General features: G+C 40.7%; 11 protein-coding genes. 9 read left to right on the top strand and 2 right to left on the bottom strand.

The features are described from left to right. Positions 1-15 precede the first annotated feature (15 nt). The gene (locus QFX10_RS06220; protein ID WP_280605407.1) at positions 16-855 is read right to left on the bottom strand and encodes an undecaprenyl-diphosphate phosphatase; all 840 of its coding nucleotides are present in this window, start codon (positions 853-855) and stop codon (positions 16-18) included. 141 nt (positions 856-996) lie between these two features. On the opposite strand from QFX10_RS06220, the gene QFX10_RS06225 reads away from it, so the two are divergent. The 9 genes from QFX10_RS06225 to QFX10_RS06265 all read left to right on the top strand — a co-directional run bounded on the left by QFX10_RS06225 (position 997) and on the right by QFX10_RS06265 (position 11,330). Beyond that, complete coding sequence (locus QFX10_RS06225; RefSeq protein WP_280605408.1) at positions 997-1,461, top strand: CopY/TcrY family copper transport repressor; 465 nt, start codon at positions 997-999, stop codon at positions 1,459-1,461. Positions 1,462-1,545: 84 nt separating this feature from the next. Further along, on the top strand, positions 1,546-1,989 hold the full coding sequence (locus tag QFX10_RS06230) for a universal stress protein (RefSeq protein ID WP_280605409.1): 444 nt from the start codon (positions 1,546-1,548) through the stop codon (positions 1,987-1,989). 160 nt (positions 1,990-2,149) lie between these two features. Further along, complete coding sequence (locus QFX10_RS06235) at positions 2,150-2,674, top strand: TetR/AcrR family transcriptional regulator (RefSeq protein WP_280605410.1); 525 nt, start codon at positions 2,150-2,152, stop codon at positions 2,672-2,674. A gap of 218 nt (positions 2,675-2,892) precedes the next feature. Further along, positions 2,893-3,336: a MarR family winged helix-turn-helix transcriptional regulator gene (locus QFX10_RS06240; protein ID WP_280607242.1), complete on the top strand. Its 444-nt coding sequence runs from the start codon at positions 2,893-2,895 to the stop codon at positions 3,334-3,336. Positions 3,337-3,479: 143 nt separating this feature from the next. Next, on the top strand, positions 3,480-4,874 hold the full coding sequence (locus QFX10_RS06245) for a flavocytochrome c (RefSeq protein WP_280605411.1): 1,395 nt from the start codon (positions 3,480-3,482) through the stop codon (positions 4,872-4,874). A gap of 216 nt (positions 4,875-5,090) precedes the next feature. Next, a complete protein-coding gene (locus QFX10_RS06250) occupies positions 5,091-6,821 on the top strand; it encodes a putative glycosyltransferase family protein (RefSeq protein WP_280605412.1) in 1,731 nt (576 codons plus the stop codon). Next, the gene (locus tag QFX10_RS06255) at positions 6,821-7,594 is read left to right on the top strand and encodes a TIGR02452 family protein (RefSeq protein ID WP_280605413.1); all 774 of its coding nucleotides are present in this window, start codon (positions 6,821-6,823) and stop codon (positions 7,592-7,594) included. Before QFX10_RS06250 ends, QFX10_RS06255 begins: the two co-directional genes overlap by 1 nt. Before the next feature lie 161 nt (positions 7,595-7,755). After that, complete coding sequence (locus tag QFX10_RS06260; RefSeq protein ID WP_280605414.1) at positions 7,756-9,480, top strand: ABC transporter ATP-binding protein; 1,725 nt, start codon at positions 7,756-7,758, stop codon at positions 9,478-9,480. A 2-nt stretch (positions 9,481-9,482) separates the two neighbouring features. Continuing rightward, the gene (locus tag QFX10_RS06265; protein ID WP_280605415.1) at positions 9,483-11,330 is read left to right on the top strand and encodes an ABC transporter ATP-binding protein; all 1,848 of its coding nucleotides are present in this window, start codon (positions 9,483-9,485) and stop codon (positions 11,328-11,330) included. 178 nt (positions 11,331-11,508) lie between these two features. On the opposite strand, the gene QFX10_RS06270 is transcribed toward QFX10_RS06265, so the two are convergent. After that, a complete protein-coding gene (locus QFX10_RS06270) occupies positions 11,509-12,759 on the bottom strand; it encodes an RNA-guided endonuclease InsQ/TnpB family protein (protein WP_280605416.1) in 1,251 nt (416 codons plus the stop codon). Positions 12,760-12,781 lie beyond the last annotated feature (22 nt).

Here is a 12,781-nt window from a genome sequence, read left to right on the forward strand (position 1 = left end):
TTTCGATCCATCAAGCTATTTAAGCCAAAAATATAAAATAACTAAAATACCTAAAACGATCCGATACCAGCCAAAGACTTTGAAAGTATGTTTTTTGATATATTGCATCAAGAATTTGATCGCAATGATCGAAGTAATGAAGGCTGTTACTAATCCGACAGCTAGGATCAAAGCTTCTAGCGGAGTAAAGACGAGCCCAAATTTAACGAGCTTGAAAAGAGCTGCACCAAACATAACAGGGATCGCTAAGAAGAACGTAAATTCAGTTGCGACTGTACGCGAAACGCCTAAGAGCAAAGCTCCGACGATCGTTGCACCTGAACGTGATGTTCCGGGGAAGATCGCAGCGATCAATTGGAAAAAACCGATCAAGATCACTGTGTAATAAGATAACTCAGCGATCGAAGTGATCTTTGGTTGCTTATGCTTATGAGCATCTTCGATCCAGATAAAGGCGATCCCAAAAACGATCAAAGCGATCGCAACACAAGTTGGATTATAAAAGAGACGTTCAAACGTATCATTGAAGGCAACGCCGATGATCCCGGCTGGGAGGCAAGCAATAAAGATCTTGAACCACATGATCATGATATCACGATCCATAAAGCGCCAAACGCCACGTTCGTTTGGACGCGCTTTATGGAACGGCCAGATCTTGTGCCAATAGATCACAACGACAGCTAAGATCGCACCTAGTTGGATCACGACTTCAAACATACTGTAAAAGGACTTGGAAACATCGAGCTTAACAAATTGGTCAAGTAAGATCATATGCCCGGTACTACTGATCGGGAGCCATTCCGTGATCCCTTCGACAAGCCCAAAGAGGAAGGCTTTTAAGATTTCAATCAACATTTTTGAAAATTCCTTTCGTAAAATTACAGATCTTTTTCATTATATGCCATGATCTGCGATGTGACAAGAAAGCTTCTCAGATGGTTTTGCTCTTTAGGTGTGATATAGTTAAGGTAAATTTGATGGATCAAAGGTGAGTAAATGACAGAACAAATTGAGATCAGCAATGCTGAATGGGAGATCATGCGGGTGATCTGGACGCTAGGTCACGCAACAAGTCGGCAAGTGATCGAGGTTATGAAGAAAAAAAAGGCGTGGAAAGAAGCAACGACTAAGACGCTTCTACGTCGCTTAGTTGCTAAAAAAGCATTAGTAGCTAAAAAAGAAAAGCGCGCGTTTCTTTATGAACCCTTGATCGCAGAACAAGCGACGATCAACGCGCAATTAGCTCAAAATTTTGCCAATATTTGTCAAATGCATCAAGGCAAGACGCTAGCTTATTTAGTAGATAATCTGACTTTGACGAAAGCTGATATCGAGCTTTTACAGCAAAAATTGACCGCTAAGCAACTAAATGCGCCGTTGACCCTAGCATGTGATTGTATTCCAAGCGAAGTTACATCAGTTTCAGAGCACGATTGTTGTACACTAGAAAATGATGTTTAGGACAGCCTAATTTTTTCTTTCGGATATTTTAAAATGTGGTATACTAAAAACGGTAACAATAATTATAGAATGGGATGATTGATTATGGATAAAGAACCGATCAAAAACATCAAAAAGATCTTGGTCGGGGTCGATGACTCTGAAGATGCACAACTGGCTTTTCGAGTTGCTATGCGTCGGGCCTTAGACTTGAATGCAACTTTGTGTATCACGTCGATCTTAGAGTCTGATGAGATGAATGTTTTTCAAGCATTGAGTGCTGATTATGTTCATGGTGAACGCCAAGCACTCGAAGAACATGTTGAAGCTTATCGTAAAGTTGCTCTTAAAGCAGGTATCAAGCATGTTGAAGTCGTGATCGCAGAAGGTGATGCAGGCGAAACGATCATCAAAAAAGTGATCCCAAAAGTTGAACCCGACCTCTTGATCATTGGTGCTTTATCTAAAAAGGGCGTAAAGAAATTCTTTGGTTCACAAGCCGCTTATATGGCAAAACACGCACCGATCTCAGTTCTTGTTGTGCGTTAAGAGCCGAAAAAGATGCGATATTAGTATGTAAGGTAGTGATGAAGTAAGATATTTGTTACTTTATCACTGCCTTTTTGGGCTAGATCAGCTTGAATAAAGGGGAAAACTTAGCTAAGATAATAGTAACTTACAGTTTAAGAAAGGGGATATTGAAGCTCAAATGAAAAAACACCGCGAAGAAAAGTCGATAACTTTAGCATTAGCTTTACGTGAACTTTTAAAACATGACCCGATCGAAAAGATCACAGTCGACCAGATCTGCCGTGAAGCGGCTGTCCATCGAAGTACGTTTTATCGCTATTTTCAAGATAAATATGACCTTTTGAACTATGCTTTTGATAAGATTTGGCTGGAAAAGATCGATGAAGATGATATCGTTGATTCGATCATCTTATTGATCTTTAAGGAAAAAGATATCTTTCGGAATATTTCGATCAATAATAATAACAATTTATTATATTGGATCATGGTCGAAATGGTCACCGAAAAGATTTTAGTTGCAAGTCAAAATGACCGTTTGCACAATATTAAATGGATCGAAGAAACCGTGTTGCAGGCTACTGATCCTAAATTAGCAGCCAATATGATCGCGGGGGCTTTTTTGACGCTTTTATTTGAATGGGTCGATAGTAATTATCAAATGGATCCAAAAGAACTAAGTGATTTTGTGCGGCATCTGCACTGATTGGGCTTTGAAGAAATAAATTTATCCATAATCTTTTACTTTCTTTTTAGAATAAGGTACAATATGATTGCTATTAGTATAGTTATTATTATACTATCTACAAGGGGTGTGTCATGTGACTTTTACATCGATGAAGTGCATGGCAGTAGAATAGCATGTCAGTTTTATTGCTAGATTTAGAGTTTTGCACTCATTGATCTAAAAGGGGGCTAATTATGATGAGTACATTGCAAAAGATGACGACAAACTTATGTCAAGTTTTGCGTTTGCACGAATACCGCAACAGCGGCACACCAGAATTGGAAAAACTAGGAGCGATCGATATTTACTACTTGGAAGCGATCTATCAGCTAAAAGATCCAACGATCGGGACGATCTCGAAGCTGTTAGGCCAATCGACACCAAATACGAACTATCATATCAAAAAGCTCCTGAGTTTAGGATTGATCAAAAAAAGGTTAGATGATGAAGATCATCGGGTAACACATCTTTCAGTAACTGAAAAGTATCATGCGGCCTTGGAGTCTAACTCGGAATTTTGGGCTAATTTGCAAGGTCGTTTAGAGGAAACGGTTTCTGCTCGTGATCTTGCTGTTTTTCAGCGGATCATGCGCCAACTAGTTGAAGTACTTGAAGAAGAAACGATGCTAAATGAACTTTGAGAGCTAACGGCAAAGTTTGCTTGATAAACACCAAAACTGAAAAGGCAAAGAGTGTTTCAAAGAGAAGCACTCTTTTTTTGCTTGGCAAGTATTATTTAGATGTACTATGATAAAAGTATCAATAATTTAGGGGGATCTGTATCGTGACAGAAAAATTCCAGTTTGAACCAAGTGAGCCAGCGACTTTAGCTGATCACTATGATCTAGTTATTATCGGCTCAGGAGGAGCGGGACTTGTCAGTGCGCTCCAAGCTCGGGAATTAGGCTTGCATCCAGTCGTTTTAGAAAAAATGCCGACCCTTGGCGGGAATACGATCAAAGCTTCCTCAGGGATGAATGCAGCTGAGACAAACGTCCAGTTACGGCAAGGGATCGTTGATAGTTTTGCTGAATTTTATGAAGAGACGTTCCAAGGTGGTGGACGCCTGAACGATCCGGCTCTTTTAGAGTATTTCACGACACACAGTGGGCAAGCGATCGACTGGCTTCGATTGCATGGGATCTTTTTAAATGATCTAACGCTGACAGGTGGAATGAAGAAAAAACGTGCGCATCGCCCTGAAAGTACTGCTCCAGTTGGAGCATATCTGATCAACAATCTTCTTTGGCTTTTAGCACAAGTCAAGATCCCAGTTTATACAAATACAAGAGTGACTGAATTGTTAAAAGATGAAACAGGGAAGATCAAAGGTGTCAAAGTTGAGCTCTTAGGTAGTGAAAAAATTTTAAAAACGAAAGCTGTCGTTTTAGCGACTGGTGGTTTTGGTGCTTCTAAACAATTACTTAAACGTTATCGTCCTGAATTGGCTGAATATCAAACGACTAATCAAAGTGGAGCGACAGGAGATGGGATCTTTTTAGGCGCTGAGATCGGAGCGCAACCGATCCAAATGGAATTAGTCCAGATCCATCCGACTGTGCAACAAGACACGGAAAAAGTCTTTTTGATCGGTGAAGCTGTCCGTGGTGAAGGCGCGATCTTAGTTGATCAATTTGGCGAACGGTTTACTGATGAATTAGGGACGCGCAGAGTTGTTTCACAAAAGATCACAGCTTTACCTGAAAGGTCAGCCTATTTGATCTATGACCAAGCTGTCAAAGAACGGGTCAAAGCGTTAGCCTTTTATGAAGCTAAAGGGCTCGTGCTTAGGTCAGATACTTTAACAGAACTAGCCGCTAAATTAGAATTAAATGCCAGTGTCCTAGAAGATACGCTTCGTCAGTGGAATACTGCCGTTGAAACTGGGGTCGATGTCCGCTTTGGCAGAACGACAGGAATGACGCATAAGTTAGCCCAAGCACCATACTATGCGATCCATGTAGCTCCAGCAGTCCACTACACGATGGGTGGATTACATATCGACCAAAAAGCACGTGTGCTAGATCGAAATGGGGCTGTGATCCCAGGATTATTTGCTGCCGGTGAAGTTACTGGTGGATTACATGGAAATAACCGGATCGGCGGAAACTCGATCGCAGAGACTGTTGTTTTTGGGCGCCAAGCTGCTCAACAAGCTGCCGTCTATTTAGAAGATTAAAAAAATAGCAGAAAAACAGTAGTTCGAACTGCTGTTTTTTTTTAAGTAACTGAGTGTATAATAAAAAATGATCTGAAACTTGGCAGGTGCTCACTACTGGCAAAGTCTAGTTAAAATAATTTGCTATCTTAAGATAACTATACTATGAGATCAAGCTATTTTAAGGCTAAAGCCACAAGATAGATAAATATAAGAGATGAAGGTAGGGTCTAAAGATTGGAAAATAAACGACTAACGGTGATAAAAAATGGGAAAAAATTATTGCCGCTAGGGGGGATCTTTTTAGGAGCATGTCTTTTATTGCTCCCACAACTTTATACGCATCAGATGCTCTTAGGATCAGATTCGATCTTTCATTATAATCGTTTCTACGATACGTATATGCAGTTAAAAGAGGGGAATTTTCAATATTTTATTTCGATGTATGGTTTCCAAAGTTCAGGGCGGATCGTCAATGCGCTTTACGGTCCGATCATTGCATACATCAATGGTTTTTTGCTCTTACTTGGTAAAACATGGTTCAATTATCAAGTTTTATCAGATCTAGTAGTCTATCTTTTAGCAGGGAGCTCATTATATTATTTACTTCGTCGCGCTAAAGTTCGAGTAGACCTTAGTTTATTTTTGGCACTTTTTTATATGACGACTTATGCGATCCAATATTGGGTCCAAAATCAAGCCTTTTCTGGCTGGGCAGCAGCGCTTCTGCCCCTTAGTTTAGTGCCAGTTGTGACTTTTGTGACAAAGAAAGAGGTCAATGTTTTAGAGTTAGCTTGTTGTACAGCGTTGATCACTCAAACTCATTTTTTGACGAGTTTGTTTGTGATCATGGCTTATATTCCGGCTTTTTTGTATGCTTTTTGGCAAAGTAAGACACGGGGGCGTTTGCTCAAACGATTATTTCAAGCGATCGGACTTTTCTTACTTTTGACTGCCAATATTTGGGGCAGTATGCTAGAGATATATCAAGGTGATCGTTTATTGCCACCATTTATCAATAAAAATATGGCTAGTACAGCGATCGCTTTGACGAGTTATCGGTTAGGTAATTGGTTAGCTCCGTTTGGGATCATTATTTTTAGTGTGCTGTTGATTTTGGGGCTTTTAGGTGGTTGGAAGAAATTATCCCCTTTAAGCCGCTTAGTCAGTCTTGAAGCACTTACTTTTTTGCTCCTATCGTCACGCTTGTTACCATGGCAGTGGTTAAGTACCCACATACCATTTGTTTCTTTATTGCAGTTTCCGTTTCGCTTCTTTGTACCCTACACAGTTTTACTATTATTAGCGTTAGGGACATTTGCAAATGAATTAGCTTTAAAAAAGCAAAAAATCGTCGTTGGTGGCGCTTTAGTGATCACGCTTTTAGGGATGGGTCAAACAGCGCAGATCCTCTTCAAAGAATTAGCGGTTTGGTCTGCGCCAACGAATTTTATGTATGAAAAGAATACGACTTTTACGCAGTCTGATCCTGAAAAGATCAAACAAGCATTTTATAGTCATGATCTTTCTTTAGGACTAGAATATGTTCAAAAATCGACCCCAGATTATCTCCCTGTGCATACTGATACGATCGATCCACGTAAAGTTCATGGCTATCGACGTTATCATGCTCAAGTGATCTCCAAAGAAGCGTTATTTAACAAAGCAGTTAAAAATAATAAACTGATCATCACTTGGCAGGCCGACGCAAATGAACAACGCCAAGTGCCAGTCTTTATCTATCGAAATACTAAGCTTGTTTTAAATGGACGACCATTAGCTAAAGAGCAACTGACGTATACTTGGATCGGAGCTGCAATGCTTAAACAACAAAAAGGCTTCAATAAGCTCGAAGTAACGTATGCAGAAAACAAGCTGACGCTTACGACGCTATGGTTGACGGGTTTAAGTTGGGGGATCGGTGGTCTGATCGGGCTCAAGCGTAAAATTAGAAGAAGGAATTTTTGATGGAAGATAAGAAAACTAGTCAATTAAAGCATAAGGTGATGAATCTTTATCAGATCGAAATGATGCATTTGAAGCAACGGTCACAGTTGATCACCGCTACGCTACCGTTCACTGATAACTTAGCTGACTATCAAACACGATTTTTCGTCAAAGATGAAAATGTTTTAGAACGCTTACAAAACTTTTTGCCAACGCAAAAAGTTGGGATCTTAGATCTAGCAGATCCGCGGCAGATCGGAAGTTTAACGGTCAGTGGCCAAGTGCAAGAAAAGTTCTTATGTCGCAATAGTTACTTATACCCTGAATTGAATAAATATCGGCGCAGTTACTATTATAAAAATACTTGTCAGCAAAATAATGGATATTTTTCTTCAGAGATGATCTATGCCAAAGATATCAAATTTTTACGTGATGCTAAAGAAGATCATGTCCTCACTCGCCCACGCTATGCTGATGTAGCCGTGATCGCTGCGCCTAATGTAGAATTGATCACGCAACTGAGCGGACAAGCGCCAACTAAAGCCATGCTAGAGAAAATTTTACGTGAGCGGATCATTCAGCTTTTACGGGCTTTCAAACAGGCGCAGGTTACCTGTTTGATCTTAGGCGCTTTTGGGTGTGAAAGAGCTCAAAACGATCCAGCCCAAGTAGCGCGGATCTTTAAGCAGTGCCTCTTGAGTTTGGAATTTAAGCATAGTTTTGCTGAAGTTTATTTTGATATTTTGAATAATAAGTACGCCTTGCAAGCCTTTGAACGCGAATTTAATAATTAGAAAAGTCAGAGTGTCTGAAGTTGATAGACTTAGGGTGCTTTGATTTTTTTAATAATCTTATTTTGTAATGTAATCGCATAATTATGTAAAAAAAGTTGACAAAGAAAAGTTTAAGGTGATAAGATAACACATACAAAATAGATAGAGAAAGGAAGTTGGTTATGGTCAAATTAGTAAGGCGCCGGCTCTCGAGTTGGGCTGTTTTAGCGGCAGTCTTATTTATGTTCGTTCAAGTCATTTGTGATCTGAATCTGCCGGCTTTAACTTCAGACATGATCAATAACGGTGTCGCCAAAGGGGATACCACGTATATCTGGAAGATCGGAGGTGAGATGTTGTTGATCGCTGCGCTCGGTCTTGTAGCAGCGGTCGGAAATGTCTATTTTGCTTCGACCCAAGCTCAAAAGGTCGGTGCAAAGATCCGAGCAGATGTCTTCAAAAAAGTTTTGAGTTTTAGCGGGCATGAAGTCGATAAGCTCGGGACTTCTTCTTTGATCACCCGTACGACAAATGACATTTTACAGATCCAAAATGTGATGATCATGTTGCTACGAATGATGCTGATGGCCCCGTTGATGCTCATTGGGGCTAGCTTTATGGCTTACCATAGTGAAAAAAGATTAACGAGTGTTTTTTTAGTTTCGATCCCACTACTCTTGCTCGCGATCGGCTTGATCATGTACTTTGCGATCCCGTTATTCAAAGGACTCCAAAAAAAGATCGACAAGATCAATTTGACTTTTCGTGAAGGGTTGACTGGCGTTCGGGTCATTCGAGCATTTAGACGCGATGCTTTTGAACAAAAACGTTTTGATGAAGCAAATAATGACTATACGCAGACTGGGATCAAAGTTTTTAGTATCGTTTCTTTGATGTCACCTGTGATGACGCTTATTTTAAGCGGAACAAACATGGGGATCGTCTGGTTTGGTGCTAAATTGATCGGCAACATGTCGATGGGGGTCGGTGATCTTGTTTCATTTATGACTTATGCTAGCATGATCATGTTTAGTTTCATGATGCTTTCAATGGTCTTTGTTTTCATTCCTCGTGGACAAGCAGCCGCTACACGGATCAACGAAGTTTTAGAGATGCCTTTATCGCTTACTGAAGCAGATGATCTGATCGCCTCAGATGCACCCAACAGTTTAGCTTTTGAAAAGGTGAGTTTTCGTTATGAAAATGCAGAAGATCTCGCTTTGGAAGATATCGATTTTAAAGCTCAGGCTGGGCAAATGGTCGCAGTTATCGGGGGGACAGGTTCTGGGAAATCGACCTTAGTCAACTTGATCCCACGCATGTATGATCCAACAAAAGGGCAAGTCAAAGTCAATGGTAGCGACATCAAACAGATAGCCCTAAAAGATCTACATGAACATGTGGCATTTGTCCAACAAAAAGCAGTGCTCTTTAAAGGGACGATCAGAAGTAACCTCTTATTTGGAAATGAGCACGCAACTGACGAAGAGATGTGGCATGCACTTGACTTAGCCCAGGCTAAAGATTTTGTGAGCGAACTTCCTGAAGGCTTAGATGCCGTCGTAGAACAAGGTGGCGATAATTTTTCTGGAGGACAAAAACAGCGTTTAGCGATCGCGCGTGCTTTGATGAAAAAAGCGGCTGTTTATGTCTTTGACGATTCATTTTCAGCCCTTGATTTTAAGACCGATGCCAAATTACGCCAAGCTTTGAAAAATGACCCTGAGATCAAAAAAAGTGTTTTAGTGATCGTGGCCCAACGTGTTTCGACAGTTACTGCAGCTGATGAGATCTTAGTTTTAGATGAAGGTCGGGTCGTTGGTCAAGGAACTCACCAAGAACTTTCTGAAAACAACAAAACTTACCAAGAGATCATCGAATCTCAATTGAAGAAAGGGGTTGACTAAGCATGAATGGACATGGAGGAGCACGGTTCGACCCTAAAAATCGGAAGGCAAAAGATTTTTGGAAAACGACTTGGCGTTTGATCAAGTACATGGATCCATGGAAATGGGGCTTAGCTTTAGTTTTCATTTTTGCGATCGGTTCAGTTATTTTCCAAACGATCACCCCAAAGATCTTAGGCCAAGCGACAACTGAGATCTATAGTGGGGTCATGAAAGGTTATCGTCAGATCAAAATGGGACAACACTTGACGAGTTTGCCGATCGATTTTGATACGATCAAACATATTTTGCTAGTTGTTTTATGCCTATACTTGATCGCGGCTGTTTTAGGTTTTGCGCAACAGCTGATCATGGCAAAGATCTCACAAAAGATCGTTTATAGTTTAAGACGTGATCTAAAAGAAAAGATGCAACGGTTGCCGATCTCATACTATGATACGCACTCTAATGGGGATATCATGTCACGTGCTGTTAACGACATGGATAATATCGGGGGGACTTTGCAACAAAGTTTAGCTCAGTTAGTGACAAGCGTCGTCACTTTGATCGCTGTCTTTGTCATGATGCTTTCGATCAGTTGGAAATTGACGTTAGTGGCTTGTATCACGATCCCATTGAGTTTAGTGACTGTTTCTCTTGTTGCGCCACGTTCGCAAAAACATTTTGCAGCGCAACAAAAGAGTTTAGGGCAGCTGAACAACTATGTTGAAGAAGATTATGCAGGCCATACGGTGGTCAAGACTTTTAATCGTTCAGATGAGATGATCGCTGAATTTGAAGCTGAAAATGAACGTTATTATAAAGCTTCTTGGAAAGCCCAATTCATTTCCGGTGTGATCATGCCTTTGATGAATTTAGTCAAAAATATCGGCTACGTCTTAGTAGCTGTGATCGGTGGGGTCCAAGTCGCTAATGGAACGATCACTTTAGGTAATGTGCAAGCTTTCTTGCAATATGTCAACCAGTTCACCCAACCGATCACCCAGTTAGCTAACTTAGCCAATACGATCCAAGCAACGATCGTTTCGGCGGAACGGATCTTTGAAGTTTTAGATGAAGAAGAGATGCAACCTGCAAGTGAAACTTTACCAGATGTCACAACTAAAGCGAAGATCGAATTTGACCATGTCGAATTTGGTTATGAACCTGCTAAACCATTGATGAAAGATTTTAGTTTCAAAGCTATGCCGGGGCAAAAGATCGCGATCGTTGGCCCAACTGGTGCGGGTAAGACGACGATGATCAACTTATTGGAACGCTTTTATGATATCGATGGAGGAGCGATCCGCTTAGATGGGCGCGATACGCGGAAATTTACGCGTGAAGATCTGCGAGGACATTTCTCGATGGTCTTACAAGATATATGGCTCTTTACGGGAACGATCTATGAAAATATTTTGTACGGGCGCAAAGATGCGACAAAAGAAGACGTTATTCGGGCAGCTAAAGCAGCTCACGTCGATGCTTTTGTCCGCCAATTGCCAGATGGCTATGATACGATCTTAAACGAAGAAGCTTCAAACATTTCACAAGGGCAACGACAATTGATCACGATCGCTCGTGCCTTTTTAGCTGATCCGGAGATCTTGATCTTGGATGAAGCTACGAGTTCTGTTGATACGCGGACCGAGGTTTTGATCCAGCATGCAATGGAACGTTTGTTAGAAAATCGGACAAGTTTTGTAGTTGCGCACCGCTTATCGACGATCAAAGATGCTGATAACATCATCGTGATGGATCATGGCTCGATCGTCGAGACTGGCGATCACCATGAATTGATGCAAAAAGGTGGTTCTTATGCTGATCTGTATAATAGCCAGTTTGCAGATGAGATCGCGGCACAAGCTTAGATGGTCAACCACCACTGACTAAAGTCAATGGCTTGTGAGCCGAAAATCCTCGTGGATTTCAGACCACAATTTGCGTAGATAGGGACAACTTGCTTGACCAACCAAGGTTGCAATCAAGTAGCGGTCGTCTAATTACCAACGCCTTTTATGTCCCCAGGTTGCCATAGGGACAGATAAGCTAGGCTAGTTTAGCAATTCCCTTATCAAGAATATTCTTAGCGGCATTCCAGTCACGAATATGATGAATACCGCAATTAGGACACGTCCATTCACGATCAGCCAAGGTTAGTTTCTCGGTGTTATTAGTTCCCATGATAAAACTACAATCATTGCAAGTTTGAGTAGTATTTTTCGGGCTGACAGTCACGAACTGATGATTATACAGCTTAGCTTTATAAGCCAACATGCCGAGAAATGTTCGCCAGCCAACGTCAGAAATACTAAGCGCTAAAGCATGATTCTTGAGCATATTCTTACTACGCAACTCCTCAGCTACTACTAAATCGTGGTTCTTGATTAGTGCAGTAGAGATTTGTTGGAGAAAATTATGTCTTTGGTTCATTACTTTGGCATGGAGTTTAGCAACTAACAAGCGTTGCTTTTGATAATTTTTACTATCGCATAAAGAACGATGTTCTTTTTTGACACGCCGTTGTCGTCTAGATAGAATACGCTGTTCTTTAGCTAATTTGCCTTTAATAGTACGATAATATCGTGGGTTAGGAACTGTGTTACCGTCACTATCGGTTAAGAAATTATCAGTATTAAGATCAATTCCAATATGTCCGTGATTAGCTTTGGACACTTTAACAAAAGATTCATCTGAAGCTAGTTGCATTGATAGAAAGAAGTGATCCGCTGGATCTTTAGTCAATGTCACAGTACCAATTCTAGTCTCACACATTCTCCTCAAGAGACGTGCTTGGGAACCGGCAACACGTAACAATCCTATTTTAGGTACTTTGATATGGCTATTATCTAGAAAACATACTGTACCGTTAGTTAGCAACGCAGTCTTTTGCCCTGGGTATTGACAATTGGTTTGATAACGCCAGCGATAACTCTTTCGATGAAATTTAGGAACACCAGCAGTGTGAACCTTCCGAAAGGCATTCCAAGCTTTTCGGTAGTTCTGAATGGCATTAGCTTTCGCCAAACTGTCAATTCGTTTATCTTCTAAAAATTGATAGTGATTAGACATTTGTTTAGCGTTTTGACGCATAGTTAGTTGCTTAATACGCTCCTGGACTGTGTCAATCGGTAACTTAACTCTGCGAAGTTGCATCAGTTCCTTACCGATCGCAACCATTTCGTTATAGATAAAGCGACTAGCGTCACTGTTAATTTTAATCAACTGCTTTTGTTGGTCACTAGGGTAGCAACGCATTTTCAGGCCATAATGATATTGCATTTTTGCCATTGACTTCATTTAATTTCACCTCCTTAATTGA

Origin of the sequence: Ligilactobacillus faecis, assembly GCF_029889745.1 — a bacterium.
GTDB classification, from domain to species: Bacteria; Bacillota; Bacilli; order Lactobacillales; family Lactobacillaceae; genus Ligilactobacillus; species Ligilactobacillus faecis.